The organism is Geotalea sp. SG265 (genome assembly GCF_022808985.1).
Lineage (GTDB): Bacteria > Desulfobacterota > Desulfuromonadia > Geobacterales > Geobacteraceae > Geotalea.
On sequence record NZ_JAKZFT010000007.1, the window covers coordinates 156,479 to 177,722 of the forward strand.

Annotated in this window: 19 protein-coding genes; 4 read left to right on the forward strand and 15 right to left on the reverse strand. The window is 58.1% G+C overall.

Annotated features, from left to right (window positions below; all coding sequences use genetic code 11):
• Positions 1-138: 138 nt before the first annotated feature.
• Positions 139-2,595, reverse strand: a complete 2,457-nt coding sequence (locus ML541_RS10690; protein ID WP_243372841.1) for a PBP1A family penicillin-binding protein — start codon at positions 2,593-2,595, stop codon at positions 139-141.
• A gap of 208 nt (positions 2,596-2,803) precedes the next feature.
• Between ML541_RS10690 and traF the strand changes: the two genes are divergently transcribed.
• Together traF and ML541_RS10700 are read left to right on the forward strand one after the other, a co-directional pair.
• A complete protein-coding gene (gene traF / locus ML541_RS10695) occupies positions 2,804-4,303 on the forward strand; it encodes a conjugal transfer protein TraF (protein ID WP_243372842.1) in 1,500 nt (499 codons plus the stop codon).
• Positions 4,304-4,370: 67 nt separating this feature from the next.
• Positions 4,371-5,378: a DUF3187 family protein gene (locus tag ML541_RS10700; RefSeq protein WP_243372843.1), complete on the forward strand. Its 1,008-nt coding sequence runs from the start codon at positions 4,371-4,373 to the stop codon at positions 5,376-5,378.
• A gap of 19 nt (positions 5,379-5,397) precedes the next feature.
• Here ML541_RS10700 and ML541_RS10705 read toward each other — a convergent pair whose 3' ends face one another.
• From ML541_RS10705 to ML541_RS10720, 4 genes are all read right to left on the reverse strand, one after another.
• Positions 5,398-6,318 carry a DMT family transporter gene (locus ML541_RS10705; RefSeq protein WP_243372844.1) on the reverse strand — a complete coding sequence of 307 codons (921 nt, stop codon included), beginning with the start codon at positions 6,316-6,318 and terminating at the stop codon, positions 5,398-5,400.
• Positions 6,319-9,195 carry an excinuclease ABC subunit UvrA gene (uvrA, locus tag ML541_RS10710; RefSeq protein WP_243372845.1) on the reverse strand — a complete coding sequence of 959 codons (2,877 nt, stop codon included), beginning with the start codon at positions 9,193-9,195 and terminating at the stop codon, positions 6,319-6,321.
• 141 nt (positions 9,196-9,336) lie between these two features.
• A complete protein-coding gene (locus tag ML541_RS10715) occupies positions 9,337-9,537 on the reverse strand; it encodes a cold-shock protein (RefSeq protein ID WP_243372846.1) in 201 nt (66 codons plus the stop codon).
• Positions 9,538-9,647: 110 nt separating this feature from the next.
• Positions 9,648-11,057, reverse strand: a complete 1,410-nt coding sequence (locus tag ML541_RS10720; protein ID WP_243372847.1) for a phosphoglucomutase/phosphomannomutase family protein — start codon at positions 11,055-11,057, stop codon at positions 9,648-9,650.
• A gap of 174 nt (positions 11,058-11,231) precedes the next feature.
• On the opposite strand from ML541_RS10720, the gene ML541_RS10725 reads away from it, so the two are divergent.
• Complete coding sequence (locus tag ML541_RS10725) at positions 11,232-11,813, forward strand: peptidylprolyl isomerase (RefSeq protein ID WP_279342448.1); 582 nt, start codon at positions 11,232-11,234, stop codon at positions 11,811-11,813.
• Between the two features lie 77 nt (positions 11,814-11,890).
• On the opposite strand, the gene ML541_RS10730 is transcribed toward ML541_RS10725, so the two are convergent.
• The 10 genes from ML541_RS10730 to ML541_RS10775 form a co-directional block, all read right to left on the reverse strand.
• Positions 11,891-12,598, reverse strand: a complete 708-nt coding sequence (locus tag ML541_RS10730) for a cytochrome C biogenesis protein ResB (protein ID WP_243372848.1) — start codon at positions 12,596-12,598, stop codon at positions 11,891-11,893.
• A gap of 21 nt (positions 12,599-12,619) precedes the next feature.
• Entirely contained in the window at positions 12,620-13,339 is a 720-nt protein-coding gene (ccsA, locus tag ML541_RS10735) for a cytochrome c biogenesis protein CcsA (RefSeq protein ID WP_243372849.1), read from the reverse strand.
• A 69-nt stretch (positions 13,340-13,408) separates the two neighbouring features.
• Positions 13,409-13,915: a peptide deformylase gene (gene def / locus ML541_RS10740; RefSeq protein WP_243372850.1), complete on the reverse strand. Its 507-nt coding sequence runs from the start codon at positions 13,913-13,915 to the stop codon at positions 13,409-13,411.
• 5 nt (positions 13,916-13,920) lie between these two features.
• Positions 13,921-14,487 (reverse strand): ACT domain-containing protein, encoded by a 567-nt coding sequence (locus ML541_RS10745; protein WP_243372851.1) that lies wholly within the window; start codon positions 14,485-14,487, stop codon positions 13,921-13,923.
• 18 nt (positions 14,488-14,505) lie between these two features.
• The gene (locus ML541_RS10750; protein ID WP_243372852.1) at positions 14,506-16,785 is read right to left on the reverse strand and encodes a DNA translocase FtsK; all 2,280 of its coding nucleotides are present in this window, start codon (positions 16,783-16,785) and stop codon (positions 14,506-14,508) included.
• 38 nt (positions 16,786-16,823) lie between these two features.
• Positions 16,824-18,500, reverse strand: coding sequence for a ribonuclease J (locus tag ML541_RS10755; RefSeq protein ID WP_243372906.1), 1,677 nt, complete (start codon positions 18,498-18,500; stop codon positions 16,824-16,826).
• A gap of 51 nt (positions 18,501-18,551) precedes the next feature.
• Positions 18,552-18,947 (reverse strand): hypothetical protein, encoded by a 396-nt coding sequence (locus tag ML541_RS10760; RefSeq protein WP_243372853.1) that lies wholly within the window; start codon positions 18,945-18,947, stop codon positions 18,552-18,554.
• Positions 18,948-18,955: 8 nt separating this feature from the next.
• Positions 18,956-19,141, reverse strand: a complete 186-nt coding sequence (locus ML541_RS10765; RefSeq protein WP_243372855.1) for a hypothetical protein — start codon at positions 19,139-19,141, stop codon at positions 18,956-18,958.
• Position 19,142: 1 nt separating this feature from the next.
• Positions 19,143-19,841 (reverse strand): lysophospholipid acyltransferase family protein, encoded by a 699-nt coding sequence (locus ML541_RS10770; RefSeq protein ID WP_243372856.1) that lies wholly within the window; start codon positions 19,839-19,841, stop codon positions 19,143-19,145.
• Positions 19,842-19,966: 125 nt separating this feature from the next.
• A complete protein-coding gene (locus ML541_RS10775; RefSeq protein WP_243372857.1) occupies positions 19,967-20,431 on the reverse strand; it encodes a hypothetical protein in 465 nt (154 codons plus the stop codon).
• Between the two features lie 175 nt (positions 20,432-20,606).
• On the opposite strand from ML541_RS10775, the gene ML541_RS10780 reads away from it, so the two are divergent.
• Positions 20,607-21,050 carry a single-stranded DNA-binding protein gene (locus tag ML541_RS10780; protein WP_243372858.1) on the forward strand — a complete coding sequence of 148 codons (444 nt, stop codon included), beginning with the start codon at positions 20,607-20,609 and terminating at the stop codon, positions 21,048-21,050.
• The last annotated feature ends 194 nt before the right edge of the window (positions 21,051-21,244 follow it).

Below are 21,244 nucleotides of genomic sequence, written 5' to 3' on the forward strand. Positions count from 1 at the left end.
CCCTATCAAGGTCCAGCAAAGGATGACAAAGACCCATTTGTGCGGATGCCCGCCAAAAGAGCATTTGCAAAAAAAGTAACTAAATCAATAAGTTGCAACGCAATGAATGTGTGGATACGATCATTAAAATAAAAAAAGTTAATTAGTTTCATCGCCAGTCGCGGCGGGGTCCCCGTCATACGATGTAGGTTCCGTGCCGGGGATGAAGCATTCGGTTGCGCTCCCCTCGATTCCTTCTCTGGCAAGCTTTCCGGTGCGTGGATTAATAAGGGCGAACGTTACGTTTGCAGGCACCTGAAAGTTGGCAACTGGCACACCCGCAAGGCCGCGCTGCATGAACTCGGTCCAGATGGGAGCTGCTGCCTGCCCCCCAGAGCCTCCGGCTCCCAAGGAACGTTCCTGGTCGTAGCCGACCCACACGCCTGCCACGAGCTGGGGCACGTAGCCGATGAACCAGGCGTCCTTCATGTCATTGGTGGTCCCGGTCTTGCCAGCTACCGGCCTGCCCAGTGCCCGGGCTCTCTGGCCGGTACCGCTGGAGACGACGCTCTGCATGAGGTTGGTCATGATATAGGCCGTTTCCGGAGAAATAACCGGTACCGCCGTTGAACTGCGGCTGGCGGGCTTCGATGTACCCGGATCATCCAGGGCCAGATTGACAGCAGATGTTGCGGAGGAAAACACGGGGAGTTGGGGAGGAGTGGTCTCCTCCAGGACGTTTCCTTCCCGGTCAACGACCTTTGTCACGAAATAGGGGGATACCTTGAAGCCCCCTGAGGCGAATACAGCATAGGCGCTGGTGAGCTCCATGGGGGTAAGGCTGGACGAGCCAAGGGCAAGGGTGAGGTTGGCGGCGAGGGGTGACGTAATCCCCAGCTTTTTTGCATAGTCTATGGCGGTGCCGACACCGATGGATTCAAGGATCTTGACGGAAACCACATTGATGGAGTCGGTCAGCGCCTCGCGCATGGTGACCGGTCCGCGGTAGATATTGTCGTAGTTCTTCGGCTTCCACGCCTGCTCCTTGCCGCTTTCGTATTCTGCGGGTGAGTCGTCGATAATGGTGGCCGGTGTCATGCCCTTGTCGATGGCGGCCGCATAAATGATCGGCTTGAAGGATGAACCGGGATTGCGCCGGGCCTGCATGGCCCGGTTGAACTGGCTTTTCTTGAAGTCGTACCCGCCGACCATGGCCCGGACGCCGCCGGTTTTCGGATCCATGGCAAAAAGCGCCGCCTGAGCTTCCGGTTCCTGGTCAAGGGCGAAAAGGGCGCCGTTCTTGTTGACATCGGGGGTGACAACCGAGACCTCGATGACACTCCCCGGGTTGAGGGTCTTGGCCTTGTGCTCGGGCTTGCCATAGGTTTCCACCAGGGCAAGTTTGCCTGCCCAGGCCATGTTCTTGCGGTTGAGAATGCCGGTTCGATCACCGACCCTGATGGTTGCCTCACCCTTTCCCTGATTGATGGCGGTGACGACCCCCAGATAGGTGGCGCCTTCCTTGAGAGCGGATGAGTCGATACCTTCTTCGACTTTCTTGCAGAAGTCATTGATCTCAGCTTCAGCAAGGTATTTGATGGGGCCGCGGAAGCCCTGCCGCTTGTCGAGAGCCTTAAGGCCGTTAACGACCCCTTCATAGGCGGCTTTCTGCATCTCCGCATTCATGGTCGTATAGATCTTCAGACCTTCCTTGTAAAGCCGGTCCTCTCCGTATTTCTCTTCCAGCTGAATGCGCACCTGCTCCAGAAAATAGGCGGACTGCTCCCCATTGACCTTTTTCAGCGAGCGAATGACGATCGGGGTGTTCTTGGCATGGTCGGCCTCCGCCTGGGTGATATAACCTTCCTTGACCATCCGTTCCAGGACGTAACTCTGCCGCTCCTTAGCCCGGTCCAGGTGCTTGATGGGCGAATAGGTATTGGGGGCCTTCGGCAAGCCGGCGAGCATGGCCATTTCGGCAAGATTGAGATTCTCCACGCTCTTGGCGAAATAGGTTTCCGCTGCCAGCTGGACACCATAGGAACCAGCCCCCAGGTAGATCTGGTTAAGATAGATATAAAGTATCTCGTCCTTCGAGAGACGCTCCTCCATGCGCTTGGCAAGGATCGCCTCCTTGAGCTTGCGGGAAAATTTCTTCTCCGGCGTCAGCAGCATGGACTTGGCAACCTGTTGGGTGATGGTGGAAGCGCCCTCTTTCTTGCGCATGGAGAGCACATTCTTGACGGCGGCGCGGACGATGCCCAGGTAATCGATTCCCTTGTGCTGATAAAAATTCGCATCTTCCGCGGCGACGAAGGCCTGGATGAGTTTCTTCGGCACCTTGTCCACCGGCACCACCGTCCTGCGTTCAAGGTAGAATTCCCCGACCAGGCTGCCGTCGGCGCCGAACACCTGGGAGACAATGGGGGGGCGATAATCGGCAAGGCGGTCAACCTTGGGCAGAGTGCCGAGGAGAAAGAAAAAATAGCCGAGAAAGGCGAGGCTGGCGAGGACGGCAATAATACCTCCTGAAACGAGGGCTATTTTGAAAAGATCACGGTTGCCGGATTTCTTAATTCTGCGGCCAGTATTGGCTTGGCCCTTGTAAAACTCCATACGAAGAGACTCCACTGTCTTATGTTGGTAAACCCCACGTTGCAGGATACTGCAGATCAAAGAACCAATTCAAGTTTATTATCGGAGCGCCGATGAATAGCTAACATGAGACCGGTCTAAACATTTTTCGGTAGGTGGCTGCACTCTCATTAGTTAAAATGCCCGGTGAATAGATTAGCATGAGCGCTGATGAAAAAAAGGGGGAACTATGAAAAAAACATTGGTTAGTACCTGTGTGCTCGGCCTGTTGATGGCAGGCGGGGCGTTGGCGGCGGAGTTCCAGCCCATGGGGACTCTTGGGATCGGTGGTGCCGGGGTTGCCCGCACCTTCGATTCCCATGCACCTTACTGGAACCCGGCCGGGCTTGCTTTCAACGACAAGTCCTTTTCCAGCAGGATCGACGCCAGTGTCGGCCTTAAGGTCAACGAAGGTCTGGCCGACAACGTGGATCGCTTGAGCAATCTTAACTTCGACACCTTCAGCAAATACAACGCTGGCTCGACCACTGCCCAGGCTGTAACCGACACAGTCAAGGCCCTTTCAATCCTTGGGGATATCAAGGAAAAGAAAGGCACTCTGGCAGTCAACGGCAATGCAGTCCTTGGCTTCCAGATCAAGCATTTCGCCTTTGGTGCTTTCGGCACCTTCGAGGGATTCGCCCAGCCGGTCCCTGATACGGCCAACATCCTGCCGAATCAGGACAGCACCTCGACGGCGGTCACCCCTGTCCAGCTCTGGACCCCGGTCGCCGGGAGCGCTGCCTCCAACGTCTTTTTCAGTTCACAGCAGCGGACGGATATCGAGGCGGCCCTGACCACCAATAATCAACTGACAGCGACCCAGGCCCGGGATATCATCAATGCCGCCGATGCTCAGCTGGCCGGCTCGGGGATCTCTTCCCAGGCGGCAACCAACAGTCTGGTTACCCTTGGACAGACCCTGGCAAACCCTGGGACCAGGACGCTGGATAACAATACTTCGTCAGTTCTGACCAAGAGCCTTGCCTATATCGAATTTCCCCTCTCCTACGGGCATGCCATTCCCTTGGGCTCCTTCGGTACCCTCGGCATCGGCGCCACAGCCAAGGTCCTCACCGGCCGTGTCTACCAGTCACAGACCTATCTGTTGAAAAGCGGCACCAAGGTGGAATCGAGCGACATCGTCAGCGACATGACCGATAACTTCAAGGATTCCACCGCCTTGGGATTTGATCTGGGCGCACTCTGGCGGCCGAAGGAGTGGATTAATGTCGGGATAGTCGCCAAGCATCTCAATTCGCCGAAATTCGATGCTCCCGACCTGAAGGACAAGAACGGCAGCTTCCTCCCGGGAAGCGGCGGCAAGGTTAAACTGAAGCCGCAAGTGCGGATGGGTGTAGCAGTTGATCCCTTATCCTGGCTCACCTTGGCCGCCGATGTGGACCTGACCAACAATGAGACGGTGCTGACATCCAACAATTACAGGAGTCGCAACATCGGGGGGGGATTCGAATGGCACTACTTTTCCTGGTTCAAGGTGCGCGGCGGCATGTACAGCAATATCGCCGAAAAGGGAATCGGACCGACCGCGACGGCAGGCATTACTTTCGGCACGAAATGGATAAATCTTGACATCGACGGTGCCTACGGTTTAGAAACAGCCAAATACAAGGACAGGTCCTATCCCCAGGAAGCACGGGTCCAGACCCAGATAAATTTCCTCTTCTGATCCGGCAGCCTTCTTCACCGCAGCCCTGATGCCCGCGTCCGGGCTGCGGTCGCTGGAAAGGTACCCAATGAAAAAAAATCGCCTCATGACGATGCTTGCCCTCGGCTGTCTGCTCTTCCTGCCACAGGGCGCCTGGGCCGCCGAAATTACCCCCTTCTACACCCAAAACCAGAGTCCCCTGGTGCAGATCTTCGGCCTTCCTGCCGCAGGTAATGGGGTAATCGTCCCTGCCGGGCATCTGGATGCCACCCTCGCCCAGGATATGGCCTCCAATTACGCCAAAACCATCGATGTTCCGACCAGGGAACGGATCCTCCTCGATGGTGAGAGCGAACGGACGACCATTGCCCTTCGTTATGGGGCGGCACAGGGGGTGGAGGTGGGGCTGGATGTGCAGCTGATCGGCCATGGCGGCGGCATTTTTGATGGCTTCATCGAGGGCTGGCACGATTTCTTCGGCTTGCCACAGGGGGGGCGGAAGGAGGCGCCGCGCAACCGGCTTCTCTACAGCTATGAGAAGGATGGGGTGGAGCGGCTCAGGCTTGACGATTCCAGTTTCGGTATCGGAGATGTGCGGCTCTCGGGAGCACTGCAGCTCTATGGGGACGGCCCCGGTGCGGTGGCATTGCGCACCTGCCTGAAATTCCCTACCGGCAGCAGTGCCAAGCTGCATGGCAGCGGTAGCACCGACCTGGCCCTTTGGGTAACCGGCAGCAGGGATAATCTTCTGGAAAAATGGGGGCACTGGACCGTCTTCGGAGCGGCAGGGGGGATGGTCATGACCGACGGCAGGGTGCTCAAGGAGCAGCAGAACAACCTGGTCGGCTTCGGCACAGTCGGTATCGGCTGGAGCCCCGCCCAGGTCATCGCCTTCAAGACCCAGCTCTCCGCCCATACCCCTTTTTATGGTGACAGCAGCCTTCCTGAGATCGGGGACGCGGCCGTGCAGCTCATCATAGGGGGGACCATCGCCTTTTCCGCCAAGACCTCCCTCGACATCGGCGTTTCTGAAGACCTGGCCGTCTATACCTCACCCGATGTGGCGCTGCATCTGGCTTTGACCAGGCGCTTCTAGCCAATAAGTTCTCCTCATTCTAAAATTGCTGCTGATCCAGATAGAGTCGCAGCGCTCGCCGTTCCGCCATCAGCTTGACCGCCAGGGGAATCACCACTGAGCTGAAGACGAGGGCGCAGCCGAATGCCTCCCACAGTCCCAATCGCTCCCCGAGCAGCGCAAATCCACCCAGCATGCTCCAGACCGGATCCAGCGTATAGATGAGGCTGGCTCGGGTCGGCGTAGTATAGCGCTGAAAGGTATTCTGCAGGGTAAAGCAGATGACGGTGGGAAAGAGGGCGCAATAGAAGAGCGCCCCGGCGGAGACCGGTCCCATGTGAAATGCTGGCTGGGGCAGGATCAGCACCAGCAGTCCGCCGATGATGGTTACCGTCGTGAACTGGACGAGGGTGATGAGGTAGACGTCGTCGCCGCTGCTTAAAACCTTCGAGACGGAAATGATGTGCAGGGCGATGAACAATGCGCAGACGGTGGAAAAGATGTCTCCCCTGCTGAAGCCGCCGCCGGCGGCCAGGGCAATGATGCCTGAGACTGCCAGACAGAGACCGGCAAAGGTCAGCCGGTCCACCCTGTCGCGCCAGAAGAGGTAGCAGAAAAGCGGCACCACCAGAACGAAGAGGTTGTTGAGAAAACCGGCTCTGGTGGCGCTGGTGCCACTGACGCCGATGACAAAGGAGAGGTTGGCTGCGGTCAGGGCAATGCCGACCATGCCTCCCCTCTTGAGGATCATGCGGTTGAGCCCCCTGAGCCTGGGCAGGCAGACCAGGGCCATCATGCAGGCTGCCAGGAGAAAGCGGAGGAAAAGGAAGGTAACAGGAGGGATTTCCCTGAAACCGATCTTGTTGAAGACGAAGCTCCCCCCCCAGAGGATGGTGGTGAGAATAAGCCACGGGGTGGCGCGACGGCTTTCCAGATCAAGATTCGTGCTCACTTCGTTCATCTACAACAATTTCCTTAAAAACATTCCGGTATAGGAACCGGTCACCTTGGCCACCTCTTCGGGGGTGCCGGTGGCGACTATCCTGCCACCCCGGTCCCCTCCCTCCGGGCCGATGTCGATGATGTGGTCGGCGGTTTTGATCACATCCAGGTTGTGTTCGATGATGACGATGGTATTCCCCCCCTCCACCAGCTTGTGCAGCACCTCCAGCAGTTTGTGGATGTCGGCGAAGTGGAGACCGGTGGTGGGCTCGTCAAGGATATAGATGGTCCGGCCGGTAGCCCGCTTGGAAAGCTCCTTGGCCAGCTTGACACGCTGAGCTTCACCGCCGGAAAGGGTAGTGGCGGCCTGGCCGAGGCGGATATAACCTAGCCCCACCTCTTCGAGGGTCTTGAGCTTGTTCTTAATGCGGGGAATGTGTTCCATGAACTGCAGCGCCTGGGAGACGGTCATGTCCAGGACATCGGCAATGGATTTGCCTTTGTAGAGCACCTCCAGGGTCTCCCGATTGTAGCGGGCCCCCTTGCAGACCTCGCACTGGACGTAGACGTCGGGGAGGAAGTGCATCTCGATCTTGATGATGCCGTCCCCGGAGCAGGCCTCGCAACGCCCCCCCTTGACGTTGAAGGAGTAACGCCCCGGCTTGTAGCCACGGATCTTCGATTCGGGGAGCTGGGCAAAGAGGTCGCGTATATCCGCGAAGACCCCCGTATAGGTGGCGGGATTGGAGCGGGGGGTCCTGCCGATGGGGGACTGGTCGATATTGATGACCTTGTCCAGCGCGTCGAGCCCTTTGATTTCCTTGACGGCGCCGGCCTTTTCCCTGCTCCGGTAGAGCCGTTGACAGAGGACCTTGTAAAGGGTATCGATGACCAGGGTAGATTTGCCGGAGCCGGAAACGCCGGTTACGCAGGTCAGCACCCCGAGCGGGATATCGACCACCACATCCTTGAGGTTGTTCTCGCTGGCACCGATGACACGGAGGGACTTGCTTGCCTGGCGCCGTTTTTTCGGCACTTCGATGACCAGCTTGCCCGACAGGTATTTGCCGGTGAGGGATTCGGGATGTTCCATGATTTCGGCGGGAGTCCCCTGGGCGACGACCCTTCCGCCGTGGATACCTGCCCCCGGCCCCATGTCGATGACATGGTCCGACTCCAGGATAGTCTCCTCGTCATGCTCCACCACCAGCACTGTGTTGCCCAGATCGCGCATGTGCTTCAGGGTCTGGAGCAGCCGGGCGTTGTCCCGCTGATGGAGACCGATGGAGGGCTCGTCCAGGATATAGAGGACCCCGACCAGGCTGGAGCCGATCTGGGTGGCGAGCCTGATCCGCTGTCCTTCGCCACCTGAAAGGGTGCCCGATGAGCGGTCCAGGGAGAGGTAATCGAGGCCGACGTTGACCAGGAAATGGAGCCGCTCGCGGATCTCCTTGAAGATACGGCGAGCAATCTCCTCTTCCTTGGGGCTCAGGTGCAGGTTGGCGAAAAATTCCAAGGCGTCCTTGATGGAAAGGGCGGTGACGTCGCAGATATTGTGGCCGTCAATCCTGACGAACAGCGCTTCTTTTTTCAGCCGTGCACCTTGGCAGGTGGGGCAGGGCATGACGTTCATATATTTTTCCAGCTCTTCCCGCACTAGGTCCGATTCACTTTCACGGTAGCGCCGCTCCAGGTTGTTCAGCACCCCTTCGAATTCTTTATGGTAGGTGTGCTTGCGGCCGCCGTCCTCCTCCCACCAGAATTCCACCTTCTCCCCCTTCGTACCATTGAGGATGATGTCCCGGGCCTTGGGGGAAAGTTTTTTAAAAGGAGTGCGGATGTCGAACTTGTAGGCCTTGGCCAGGGCCTCCAGGGTGAGGTGATACCAGCTGGAAAGCCGCTTTTCCCAAGGAGCGATGGCTCCCTCTCGTATGGAAAGATCCGGATTGGGGACGACTAGATCGGCATCGAAATACATGCGGGTGCCGAGACCGGTGCAGTCAGGACAGGCGCCGTAAGGGTTGTTGAAGGAAAACATGCGCGGAGTCATTTCCGGATAGGAGATGCCGCAGTCGATGCAGGCGAAGCTTTCGGAAAAGAGCATCACCTCCTGCCAGGGAGATTTGCCCTTCTTCGCCTTCGTCCGGGGCGGCTCTTCCCCTTCAGCCTTCGGGTATTCCTGGATGGCGACCTTGACGATCCCTTCCGCATGATTGAGGGCGGTGGCAAGGGAATCGGCCAGCCGGCGCTGGATCCCGTCCTTGACCACCAGCCGGTCGACGACGATATCGATGTCGTGCTTCTTGTTCTTGTCCAGGGTAATCTCGTCGGCCAGGTCGTAGGGGGCGTCATCGATGATCACACGGGCGAAGCCGTCCTTGCTAAGCTGGGCCAGTTCCTTGCGGTACTCCCCCTTGCGGCCCCGGATCATGGGGGAAAGCAGGTTGATCTTCGTGCCGGCGGGCAGGGTCATGATCTGATCGACCATTTGACTTACGGTCTGAGCAGTAATCTCCTTGCCGCAGTTATAGCAGTGGGGTTTGCCGACCCGCGCGAAAAGCAGGCGCAGATAATCATAGATTTCGGTGACCGTGCCGACGGTGGAGCGTGGATTCTTGCTGGTGGTCTTCTGCTCTATGGAAATGGCGGGGCTCAAGCCTTCGATGGATTCCACGTCCGGTTTTTCCATCTGCTCAAGGAACTGGCGGGCATAGGCAGAGAGGGACTCCACGTAGCGGCGTTGTCCTTCCGCATAAATAGTGTCGAATGCAAGGGTCGATTTGCCGGAACCGGAGATGCCGGTAATGACCACCAACTGGTCACGGGGAATTTCAACATCGATGCATTTAAGGTTATGTTCGCAAGCGCCTTTGATGACGATCTTGTCGGTAGCCATTTGCGTGTGCTCCACAGCTGTTATGTTTATTCTTAATCATACCGCGCCGGTTTGGACTAACCACCCTTCGCCGGGCATGACGATGGTGAAAAAAAAAGCCCCGGATCGCTCCGGGGCCCTTTGGTCGTTTTGAAAGTGTTGTTAACCTCTGACGACGTTTGCTGCCTGCAGACCTTTCGGGCCTTTCTGTACTTCGAATGTTACTGCTTCGCCTTCTGTCAGAGATTTGAAGCCATCGCCCTGGATCGCGGAGAAGTGTACGAAGACATCCTCACCATTTTCCTGCTCGATAAAACCAAAACCCTTGCTGTCGTTGAACCATTTTACTGTACCATTTGCCATTCGTACTTTCTCCTACTGCTGTGTTGATTTTTTTGCCAGGAATAATCTACCTGAGCGTCAAATGACATTACGGGTTTCGCAACAAGGTGTCAAGCTTTTTTTATTGCGAATCAGATTCCGGCAATTTCCCGTCCTGCCGCCAACAGCTCGGCGACGATACCGGGATCGCCAGCTTCGCTGTAGAGCCGCAAGACCGGCTCGGTGCCCGACGGCCTGATCAAAAGCCAAGATCCGTCGGCAAAAAGATACTTGAAGCCGTCGGCGAAGTTTTCGCCGGCAACCGGCCGGGCGGCGATGGTCTTCAGCCCACCTGCCCTGAGCTTTTCGATGAGGCGCTCCTTTGCAGCATTGTCGATGGGGGCGTCGATGCGCCGGTAGTAGAACCGGCCGATTTCATCCATGGTTTCCTCCAGCAGCCGGCGCAGCCCCTTGCCGCTCATGGCCATGGCCTCCAGGAGCAAAAGCCCCATGAGGATGCCGTCCCGCTCGGGAATATGCCCCTTGACCCCCAGCCCTCCCGACTCCTCGCCTCCCATGAGGATGTCGTTATCCAGCATGAGCTCACAGATATGCTTGAAACCGATGGGGGTTTCCCTGAGAGACAGTCCATACTTCTCCGCCAGGAGGTCGATCATGCGGGTAGTGGATACGGTCTTGACCACGCCGCCGCGCAGCCCTTTCCGCTCATAGAGGTGGCGCAGGAGGATGGTAAAGATGCGGTGCGATGAAAAGAATTCCCCCGTTTCGTCCACGGCGCCGATGCGGTCGGCATCACCGTCCAAGGCTAGCCCGACTGTATAGAGGCCGCTTTTGACCAGGAGTGAGAGTTCCTGCAGGTGTTCCTCGATGGGTTCCGGCGGCTGGCCGCCAAAGGATGGGTTGTCCAGGGTGTGTATCTCGGCGGTCCCAGGCAGAAGCTCCGGGATAAAACCTGTTCCTGCTCCATACATGGGATCGACCACTGCCTTAATGCCGGCCTTGCGGATCAGCTCCAGATCCACGTAGCGGGCAAGCTGGCGGAAGTACGGCTCTTTGGCATCGAAGAGGTTTACCTTGCCCGATTCGAGCGCCTCGGCCAGTGGCTGGGCGACAACGCTCCTGTTGCCGGCCCGGTTGGCGGCGACGATCTCTTCCAGCACCTTTGTGGTACTGGGGCGTGCCGAGCCGCCGAAGGATTCCTTGACCTTGAAACCATTATATTTGGGGGGGTTGTGACTGGCGGTAATCATGATGCCGGCGCCGGCCTGGCGCTCGTGCACCGCCCAGGAGACTGCGGGGGTGGGGGCGTAGCCGTCGGTGAGCCAGGTGGCGATGTCGTTGCCGGCGGCAATCTCTGCTACGCGCTCGGCGAACTCGCGGGAAAGGAAGCGCCGGTCATAGCCTATGATGATACCTTTGGCGGCAAGTCCTTCCCGGTGCAGGTAATCCATGGTCGCCTGGGCCACCAGTGAAAGATTGTCGAAGGTGAAATCTCTGGCGATGACGCCGCGCCAGCCGTCGGTTCCGAATTTTATCTGCAAGTTTTTCCTCCCTGATGGTCGTGATCATTACAAGCGCTTAACCGCTGCCCATTTTCACCATCCGGGCTGCCGATGTCAATGCAAAACATTATCGAGCGATTAACAACTGTTGACCCGGTGGCGGGTTTCGCTTATATAAAATCCATGACCAAATTCCAAGGAGGTAAGATCAACATGCTGAGAAAAGTTGCAGTCGCATTGCTCCTGGGGCTCTGCCTGGCGGTACCGGCAGGGGCGGGGGATGCCAAAGGGAAGAATCCGGTGGTGGTGATGGAGACCAGCCTGGGGACGGTGAAGATGGAGCTTTTCCAGAAAGAGGCGCCCATCAGTGTCAAGAATTTCCTGGATTATACCAACGAAGGGTTTTACAACGGCACCATCTTCCACCGGGTCATTCCCCGTTTCATGATCCAAGGGGGAGGCTTCAGCGAAGGGCTGAAAATGAAGCCGACCAAGGCGCCGATCAAGAACGAAGCGGGCAACGGCCTGAAGAACGACCGGGGCACGGTGGCCATGGCCCGGACCATGATGGTCGATTCGGCCACCTCCCAGTTTTTCATCAACGTGGTCAACAACGAGTTCCTCAACCACATGGACAACTCGCCACGGGGCTTCGGTTACGCGGTGTTCGGCAAGGTCATCGAGGGGATGGATGTGGTGGACAAGATAGCTGCCGTCAAGACCGGCATGCAGAGAGGCTTCGCCGATGTGCCGGAAACAGCGGTGGTGATCAAATCCATCAAAGTCGTAAAATAGCGGCTCAAGCACAGCAGCAACGGGAAAAAGGGTTGGTCATGGTCATGGCCACCCCTTTTTTGTTTTTCGGTTTAGCCCTAACGCCCGCGTCTCAAGGCCATCAGGACCACATTGCCCATGGTGAAGAGTAGTGCGCCGGCCAGCGCCAGGCCCGCCCCCGGCTCCCGGTGGATTTCCACCAGGGCCAGCCGCTCGGGAAAGAGCTGCACATCCTTGAGATATATGCCGAAGTCGCCAAGGAAAAAGGGATGGTTGGGGCTGATAAATGTGGGAGACGCCCCTGTACCGGATCCGGCGCGCACTTCAGCCTGGTAGGCAGTGAGCATGCCCATATCTCCCAACTGTCCGGTGATATTGTCCACGGTCAGGGTGCTGCCGTCGGGAAAGCCGATGGCTTGACCCTCGCGCACCGTCATCACACCCTTTTCACTGCCCCAGGCGCTGCAGAGATGGCCGGCAACGATGAAAAGAAAGCCTGCATGCATGACCTGGGGCGCAATGAGGGCCAGAAAGTTGCCTCGCTGATATTTGCTGCGCAGGGATGCTATGCTGCAGAGGATGGTATTGATGGCAAGCACGGCGAGCAGGGCGATTGTCAGCCAGAGCCACCAGGAGTAGGCAATTGGTACCTCCCGCAGCCAGACAAGGAGCGCCACATCGTTTATGGAGCTGCTTTCAGCTCCGCCGCCACCGAATGAGCCGATGGCCATCAGAACGACAATTCCCCCCATGAGCCACAAGCCCAGCCCAAGAGAGGCAAGAAAAGAGTTTAAACGAACAAGCACGGCTATTCTCCTTGAGCGGGCCTAGAAACTGTGAGAGCTTTTCATCAGCATGCTGACTCCCAGGTAGGTAAAGATGGTAATGACAAATCCGGCAATGGCAGCCCAGGCAACCACCTTTTCCCACCGGGGACCCTGCAGGCGCAGGTGCAGGTAGAGGCTGTAGAAAAGCCAGAGGATCGATGTCCACAGCTCTTTTGGCGTCCAGAGCCAGTAGGTTCCCCAGGCGTAATAGCCCCAGATGCCCCCTGAGACCATGGAGGCGGAGAAGAAGCTGTAGCCCACCAGCGCCGCCTTATACTGCAGGTCCTGGAGCGGTTTCTGCCGGTTGCAGAGAAACATGCCAGCCAGTAGCGCGCCGACACCGAAGAGGGCATAGGCAAAGAAGGCCAGCGCCACATGCAGTTCGAACCAGTAGGTGTTGAGCACCGGAGGAAGCGGCATGTTGAGGGTGGGGAAGGGAAGGGCCAGTAGGGCGAATAAACCGGCCAGACAGCCGGTCCCCCAAGAAAAGCTAGAAGAGGCGCGCAGGCCGCGGGCATAGAGGAAGGGCACGGCCATTAGGCCGATGGAAACAGAAAAAAAAGCCAGGGTATCCTGGGGACCGATGAGGGGAAGTCTTCCCAGTGCTGCGCCTCGCAGGCCCAGATAAATGAGCTGCAGGACAAGTGCGGCAATAAATACCGGCCTGCGGAAGGAGCCGAAGAGGTATAGTGCGGCGGCAGCGATGAGGAGCCATTTCATGGTGGTGCTCCGAACCCCCTGCTGGCAAAAGCTCGCTTCTCTCTGAGAAACAGCGGGGAGTGGGGGTTCCTATTTGTAGTTTTTACGCCGAAAGAGCCCTGTTTTCAGTGAAGCGATCCGATCAAGGAAGAGCATGCCGTCCAGGTGGTCCATCTCGTGCTGGATGGCCACCGCTTCAAAGCCGCTCGCTTCGAACTCGCGTTCAATGCCGTCACCATCGGTGAAGCGGACGGTTATCGCTGTTGACCGCTCCACATCACCGGTGTAATCGGGGACGCTCATACAACCTTCGCGCATGATGGCCGCGCCACTACGCGCGATTATCACAGGATTGACCATCTGCAAGAGGCCGTGATTGTTGTCTTTGCCGTTTCGGCTCTTGGAGACGTCCACCACGCAAACCCGAAGTGTCACGCCGATCTGTGGCGCGGCAACACCCACCGAGCAGGGGCCGGCATGCATGGTGTCAGTCAGATCCTGCAAAAGACCGCGAACTTCACCATCGATAGCGGCAACAGGATGGCAGAGCTTCTTCAGCACAGGATGGGGATAGAGGAGTATGTTCTGAACCGGCATGGCAGTTAGAGGGAAACCGGGGTAATGACCCGCACCTGGATTTCCACGTTCAGCTCCTTTTTCAGTTTTTCCAGCAGAAGCTCCACGTCTTCCACCGTCATCCCCTGGGGCAGGACAGCTTCCAGCATCAGCACGTAGGCTGGCGTTTCTTTCGTGCCGATGAGGCGGGTGTTCAAGTCGGTAATGTTGACGGTGCGATCGGCCAGCTCCCTCGTCACCCGGTAGACGATCCCCGGCTGGTCGGACCCGTACACCGAGACCAGGCAGAGCTCTCCCTCCTCCTTGACCGGGCAGACCTCATTGTCATGGAGGGTCCGCACATGTACGTGCAGACCGGTGCGATCGAAATTGGCGCGGAATTCGTCGGCCAGGCGCGTCCTGGTGAAGGGTTTTTCGTGGGAGACGATGAGGATGATGGCGAAATCCCCCCCGAGCATGGTGCAGCTGGAATCCTCCAGGTTGCAGCCTAGGCGATAGAGGACCTCGGTAATGTCGGCGACGATGCCGGGGCGGTCCTTGCTGATGACCGTAACGGCGAAATGGGACAGGTTGTCTTTGCGGCAGTCATTCATATTTCTACTCCCAGAATATTACAACTTATTGATAAACACTTCCCGCGGCTTGCTGGTTCCGTCGGACGGGCCGATGATCCCTTCCTGCTCCATCCGTTCGATGATGCGGGCGGCGCGGTTGTAGCCGATCCTGAGCCGCCGCTGGACCATTGAGATGGAGGCCTGCTTGGCCTCTGCCACCAGGGCTACGGCTGCATCATACTGTGGATCAACCTCTTCGTCATCACTGCCGTTTTTCTCATCTCCAGACTTCATCTCCAGAATCGATTTCTCGTAAACCGGCTTGCCCTGCTTTTTGAGGAACTCCACCACCCGCTGCACCTCGGTGTCGGAGACGAAGGCGCCGTGACTGCGCAGCATTTTCGAGGTGCCAGGCGGGAGGAAAAGCATGTCGCCTGCACCGAGCAGAGACTCGGCGCCGTTACCATCGAGGATGGTGCGGGAGTCGATCTTCGAGGAGACCTGGAAGGAGATGCGCGCAGGGAAGTTGGCCTTGATCAGGCCGGTAATGACGTCCACTGACGGGCGCTGGGTGGCGAGAATCAGGTGGATACCGGCGGCGCGGGCCATTTGGGCCAGGCGGGCGATGGATTCCTCGATTTCACGCCCGGCCACCATCATCAGGTCGGCCAGCTCGTCAACGATGACGACAATGTAGGGGAGGTGGCCGTGATCCAGTTCGTCGTCCTTGCTGAGGAAGGCCTGGATGGCAGCCTCATCGTCGGACGCCAGTTCCTCCACCTCCTCGACCACCACCGTTTCCTTGGCCAGATTATCGGCCAGCTCTTTTTCTTCACGCTCCAGCTGCTTGTTATAGGAGTCGATATTGCGCACCCCTTTATCCGACATGAGCCGGTAGCGACGCCCCATTTCCTCCACCGCCCATTTGAGGGCCAGGGAAGCCTTTTTCGGGTTCGTCACCACCGGCAGTAGCAGGTGGGGAATCCCCTCATAAACGGAAAGCTCCAGCATCTTGGGATCGACCATGATGATGCGCACGTCGTTCGGTGTCGAGGTGTAGAGGAGGGAGAGGATCATGGTGTTGATGGCAACGGACTTGCCGGAACCGGTGGCGCCGGCAACGAGCAGGTGCGGCATCTTGGCCAGATCGGTGACCAGCGGCGCGCCGGCCACGTCCTTGCCCAGCGCCAGCGGCAGTTTCATCTTGCGCTGGCGGAACTCCTCGCTGTTGAAGATTTCCCTGAGTGATACCATCTCCCGATCACGGTTGGGGAGTTCGATGCCCACCACTCCTTTGCCGGGAATGGGGGCGACGATGCGGATGGAGAGGGCTTGCAGGGCCATGGAGAGGTCGTCGGCCAGCCCGGCGATGCGGCTTACCTTGATGCCGGGACCGGGGGCGAATTCGTACATGGTGATGACCGGGCCAGGGCAGATTTCCACCACCTCCCCTTCGACGCCGAAATCCTTGAGCTTCTTCTCAAGAAGACGCGCATTCATGGCCAGGGCGTCCTTGTCCAGGCGCTTTTCCGTGACCTGAGGTGCGTCCAGCAGGGAAAGGGGTGGGGTCTGATAATTGCCGTCGCTCTTGACGAACTCGAAGGTCTCCTGAACGGCGGCTGCCTTCTTCTCGTCCTGCTTCTTTTCCTTCTTCGCGACCGGTACCGGAGCCGGGATGGGGGCTGGGGCCGTTTTGATGATGGGGGCGCCGGCCGGGGCTGTCTTGTTCTCCTTGTCCAGAATCTCCCGGTTCAGTGCTGTGCGCTGCCGATGGAGCGCCCACTTGCTTTTCAGGGACTTCAGCCACCAGTCGGCGAATAGCATGAAGGAGAAGCGGGAGAGCACCATGATCGAGCCGGCCAGCATCGGCAGAAGGATCAGTAGTGCGCCCACTTTGCCGAAGGCGCGCTTGAGGAGGTCGGCGGTCTTGAAGCCGATCCAGCCGCCGGTCTGGACCCGCTGGCCCAGGAATTCGGTGAATTCCAGGTTGAAAGCGAAGAGAGCACTGAGGGCGATAAGGAGGATGAAGAAGGCGGCGAACTTGTAGGAGCGCCAACGGATCTCCTTGTAGCGCAGCATTCGGTAGGTGATGTAGAAAAGGGCGGCGGGCATGCCGTAGGCGGCAAGGCCAAAGAGCTGCAGACATGCATCGGCAAGCTGCGCGCCGAAACGACCGCCGAGGTTGTTGGTCTCGCCGACGGCGGAATAGCTGTTGAAGGACAGGTCGCTGCCGTTGAAGGAGACAAGGGCGATGAAGAGAAAAAGACCCACCGCACCAAGGGAGATCCCCTTCATTTCAATGATCAGTTTTTCCTTTTTATCGAGCGTCTGTTCCATTGTTTTGCCTTCTCTACTGCATGTTGAACAATAAAGGTCTACATCTCAAGAACCAGGGGCAGGATCACCGGCCGCCTCTCTATGGTCTTGTTGAAAAACCGGCGCAGCACCCGGCGCACCTCCAGTTTCACCTCGCCCCAGTCGGAACGCACCTCGGTACTGACCAGCGCCAGTGTGTCGACGACCACCTTTTTTGCCTCATCCAGGTATTCCTGGCTCTCGTCCTCAAAAACGAAGCCGCGGGAGACAATGTCAGGACCATAAATTATTTCGCCGGTAGTCTGACTGATGCCGATGATGACCACCACCATGCCGTCTTCGGAGAGATGCTTGCGGTCTTTCAGCACCACGTTTCCCACGTCGCCGACCCCCTTGCCGTCCACGAAGACACGTCCTATTTCCACCTGATCAATGATGCAGCCCTCGCCGTTGCTGAAGACGATGACGTCGCCGTTGACGGCGAGGATGCAGCGGTCCTTGGGCAGGCCGAGCTTTTGCGCCAGCTGGGCGTGCTTGACCAGGTGGCGGTATTCGCCGTGGACCGGGATGAAGTAGCGGGGGCGGACCAGGTTCTGCAGGAGCTTCAGCTCTTCCTGGCTGGCATGGCCGGAGACATGCACCTCCGAGACTTTTTCGTGGTAGACCTCGGCGCCGCGGCGGTAAAGGTGGTTGATCAGGTCGGAGATGGTCTTTTCGTTGCCGGGAATGAAGCGGGAAGAGAGAATCACCGTGTCCCCCTCCTCAAGCTTGATCTGCTTGTGATCGTCCATGGCGATCCTGGTCAGGGCGCTCATGGGCTCTCCCTGGCTGCCGGTGGTGATCATGCAGATCTCTTCCTTGGGGAGGCGGTTCATCTCCTTCAGGTCGATGAGGAGATCGTCGGGGATGCGCAGGTAGCCCAGTTCCCGGGCGATCTGCACATTGGCGATCATGGAGCGGCCGTTCAAGAGGATCTTCCTGCCGCATTTGGCGGCAGCTTCCACCACCTGCTGCACCCGGTGGATATTACTGGAAAAGGCGGCGACGATGATCCGCTGGGGGCAGCGGGGAAAGATCTCGTCGAAGGCGTCGCCGACAAGCTTTTCCGAGAGGGTGTACCCTTCCCGCTCCACGTTGGTGGAATCGGCCATCAGGGCCAGAACCCCTGTCTCGCCATAGCGGGAAAAAGTAGCCAGGTCGGTCAGCTCGCCATCCACCGGGGTCTGGTCCAGCTTAAAGTCGCCGGTGTGGATCACGATACCTTCGGGGGTGGCGATGGCCAGGCCGCAGCCGTCAACGATGGAGTGGGCGACGCGGATGAATTCGACGCTGAAGACACCGAGATCGACCACGTCCCGTGGTCTGACGACGCGCAGGTCGACCTTGTGGTCCAGGTCGTATTCCTTGAGCTTTTCACGGACGAAGCCCAGGGTCAGGGCAGTGCCGTAGATGGGGGGATTGAGGCTGCGCAGGACGAACGGCAATGCGCCGATATGGTCTTCGTGGCCGTGTGTGAGGAGGATGGCCCTGACCTTGTCAACGCGATCGGTAAGATAGGTGATGTCGGGGATGACGATGTCGATGCCGAGCATATCCGGCTCTGGAAACATCAGGCCGCAATCGACGATGACGATGTCGTCGCCGTATTCGAAGACGGCCATGTTGAGGCCTATCTCGCCGAGGCCGCCAAGAGGGATGATTTTCAGGCCGATGCTGTCGTTGATGGGTGTTTCCATGGGTTTCAGGCTTTCTACCAGAGGCGGCAGATACCCGGTAGGCATGCCCCCTTACGGTTGTGGAGTTTGTTGCAGCTGGCTGATCTTTGCGTCGCAGCGGGCGATCCATCCCGTCCCGGGGGCGGTCAGGCCCCTGACTGCATAAAAAGAACTGCGCAGGGAACGGTAGGCGACGAGAGCCCTTTGCACATCCCCCCGGCGCTCCGCCTCCTCGCCGATGGCCCAGAGCTTCTCGGCGGCCTTTTCCACCAAGCCGCTTGCCGGCGTGTACATGTGGATTGCCGACTCGAAGCCGGCAATGGCGGCGATGGTGTCGCCGGCGGCCAGTGCCCTTTCACCCTTGCCGAACTGTGCATGCTGCCGATAGAGGGTGTTGCCCCAGAGGAGGACGATGGCGATGATGGCGATGACGGCGATGTTGACGGCAATTGTCTTGAACTGTTCCATTACGAACCTTACCCCTGGAAAAAGCCGGGCACGGCGACGAGCAGCGCTCCGAGGAGAGCCGCTATCAGGCCGAGCAGGGCGACAAGCGCAGCAACGCTGTCGAAAGGAGCCTTAAGACGATGGGCTGCAGGGAGTCCCCAGACTATGGCGGCCAGCCCTGCGGCAATCATGAGCCAGTAAACGAACGGTGTCATATCACTCCAGTCCCGCGGCGATGGCGGAACGTACCTGCTCCATCAACTTAAGCTGGTCCTTGTCCCCCCCCGCGGCCGTTGCCACCGGTGGGGCAAAAGCGATTCTCAGGGTGCCGGGATAGAGCTCGATCCGGTTGCGGGGATTGATCCTCATGCTGCCGTTGATGGTGAACGGGACGATGGGCACTCCGGCCTTGGCTGCCAGGAGGAATCCCCCACGCTTGAAGGGGAGCAGGCTGCCATCCTTGGTGCGCGTTCCTTCGGGGAAAATGACGACACTGCTGCCGTTTCTGATGCGCGCGGCTGCATCGTTCATGCTTTTCAATGCCCGCCGCCCATCGCTCCTGTCCAGGGGGATGTATCCCGCCCGCCGCATGGCTTCGCCGAACATGGGTACGGCAAAGAGCTCCTTCTTGGCGATCCAGGAGAACCGCCGGGGGATGGCCAGCGACAGGGCGAGGATGTCGAAGTTGCCCTGATGGTTGCCCATGAAGATCACCGGGCCGTCGCCGGGAATGTGTTCAAGCCCTTCCACCGCAACGGGAATGCCGGCAAGGCGCAATCCCCACCGGCTCCAGAAACGGCTGCACCTGTGGGCAAAGGCGCCGCCGGCATCGAAGAAGGTGCCTACAATGGCGGTAATGCTGCATAACAGGGTGAACGGAACAAAGAACGAAAGATAGAGATAGGCACGCAGCATAGAACCAAGACCCCATGAATATCCGCGCTAAGGTACTGTTTTTTATTCACAGAGTCAAATCAAATATCCGGTGGGAGACAGCGAACAACAGGATATGGAAAACCGTTACGGCAGCCAAATGGGTTTCAGGGTTTTTCCCTGCTTTTGCCGCTAAGGGCATCGACGGTAAAGCTGCCGAGCCAGTGGAAGGAATTGGAAGCATCATCGAGGGCCTGATACTGGATGATGAACTGCAGCAGGTCACCCGGGCGGGGTGAGGCATTCAGGTACAGGTCGAAGCCGGCCATGTCATCCCGGTCGATCCTGTTTGGGCTGGTGAAGCTTCTTCCTCTTGCCAGTACCTTTTTTCCATCGAGTAGCAGCACGGTCACTTCCATATCCCGGACCTGGACATAGCGTACGTTCTGCACCACACCCTCGACCGATGTCCCTTGCCCGGACGAAACGGTCTTCCAGGCCACGTTCAGGTCGAAAGCCTGATGGCGATACGGATAACCTGCCAGAGGCTGCTGCGTCCTTGCCCCCGTTGCTGAACAGGCGGCCATAGAAAGCGTAAGAAACCCTGCCAGCAGGTAATTGCCATAGTTCACATCAACCTCCACGTGCTGTTTTCTGCCGTGACAGGAAAAATCCGTTGCCTAGCCAGGCATTATCGGTTAACATTCATGGGCAATTCGTCCTGAGCTTATTGCAACGATTTCAATATGTTAAACGCTTGACGACGTAAACTCACTATAACGACAATTTTATCCCAAGGAGCTGCACATGGCCAGTTTGAACAAAGTAATGCTCATCGGCAATCTGGGCAAGGACCCGGAAGTCCGCTACACCGCTGCCGGCACCGCCGTGGCGGGATTTTCACTCGCCACCAGCGAGCGCTTCAAGAGCAAGAGCGGTGACTGGGAAGAAAAGACCGAGTGGCACAACATCACCCTGTGGGGGCGGTTGGCCGAGATCGCCGGAGAATACCTCTCCAAGGGGAAGACGGTCTACATCGAGGGGCGGCTGCAGACGAGAAAATGGCAGGACCGGGACGGCAAGGATCGCTATACCACCGAGATCGTTGGTGAAAAGATGCAGATGCTCTCCGGCAAAGGCGAGGGGGGTGGCGGTCGCCAGGGGGGCGGCAGACAGGCCCCGGCCGAGGACTTCGGCGGACCTGCATACGAGGAACCGGTCTTCAACCCCGATGATGACATTCCGTTCTAGGATATGGGATTTTTCTAATAATGTAACTTTGAGCCAGAACCTATTGAGTTCTGGCTTTTTTTGTTCGGTCGCGGCTACCCTGGTGAAGAGAGAAGAGCACTTCTCTCCATATATGGGCGAGCCTTCCAGGGCCCTTGCGCACCCGTCGAGCTCCGAGCGGCTCCCACTGTGTCTAAATTTTTTTTTTCAATAGC

What these genes read in the sequence shown, in the direction of transcription:
- ML541_RS10690 (WP_243372841.1), bottom strand. Translation starts at nt 2,595, where the DNA reads ATGGAGTTTTACAAGGGCCAAGCCAATACTGGCCGCAGAATTAAGAAA.
- ML541_RS10725 (WP_279342448.1), top strand. Translation starts at nt 11,232, where the DNA reads ATGCTGAGAAAAGTTGCAGTCGCATTGCTCCTGGGGCTCTGCCTGGCG.
- ML541_RS10755 (WP_243372906.1), bottom strand. Translation starts at nt 18,500, where the DNA reads ATGGAAACACCCATCAACGACAGCATCGGCCTGAAAATCATCCCTCTT.
- ML541_RS10700 (WP_243372843.1), top strand. Translation starts at nt 4,371, where the DNA reads ATGAAAAAAAATCGCCTCATGACGATGCTTGCCCTCGGCTGTCTGCTC.
- ML541_RS10770 (WP_243372856.1), bottom strand. Translation starts at nt 19,841, where the DNA reads ATGCTGCGTGCCTATCTCTATCTTTCGTTCTTTGTTCCGTTCACCCTG.
- ccsA (WP_243372849.1), bottom strand. Translation starts at nt 13,339, where the DNA reads ATGAAATGGCTCCTCATCGCTGCCGCCGCACTATACCTCTTCGGCTCC.
- uvrA (WP_243372845.1), bottom strand. Translation starts at nt 9,195, where the DNA reads ATGGCTACCGACAAGATCGTCATCAAAGGCGCTTGCGAACATAACCTT.
- ML541_RS10715 (WP_243372846.1), bottom strand. Translation starts at nt 9,537, where the DNA reads ATGGCAAATGGTACAGTAAAATGGTTCAACGACAGCAAGGGTTTTGGT.
- ML541_RS10765 (WP_243372855.1), bottom strand. Translation starts at nt 19,141, where the DNA reads ATGACACCGTTCGTTTACTGGCTCATGATTGCCGCAGGGCTGGCCGCC.
- ML541_RS10705 (WP_243372844.1), bottom strand. Translation starts at nt 6,318, where the DNA reads ATGAACGAAGTGAGCACGAATCTTGATCTGGAAAGCCGTCGCGCCACC.
- ML541_RS10780 (WP_243372858.1), top strand. Translation starts at nt 20,607, where the DNA reads ATGGCCAGTTTGAACAAAGTAATGCTCATCGGCAATCTGGGCAAGGAC.
- ML541_RS10750 (WP_243372852.1), bottom strand. Translation starts at nt 16,785, where the DNA reads ATGGAACAGACGCTCGATAAAAAGGAAAAACTGATCATTGAAATGAAG.
- ML541_RS10745 (WP_243372851.1), bottom strand. Translation starts at nt 14,487, where the DNA reads ATGAATGACTGCCGCAAAGACAACCTGTCCCATTTCGCCGTTACGGTC.
- def (WP_243372850.1), bottom strand. Translation starts at nt 13,915, where the DNA reads ATGCCGGTTCAGAACATACTCCTCTATCCCCATCCTGTGCTGAAGAAG.
- traF (WP_243372842.1), top strand. Translation starts at nt 2,804, where the DNA reads ATGAAAAAAACATTGGTTAGTACCTGTGTGCTCGGCCTGTTGATGGCA.
- ML541_RS10760 (WP_243372853.1), bottom strand. Translation starts at nt 18,947, where the DNA reads ATGGAACAGTTCAAGACAATTGCCGTCAACATCGCCGTCATCGCCATC.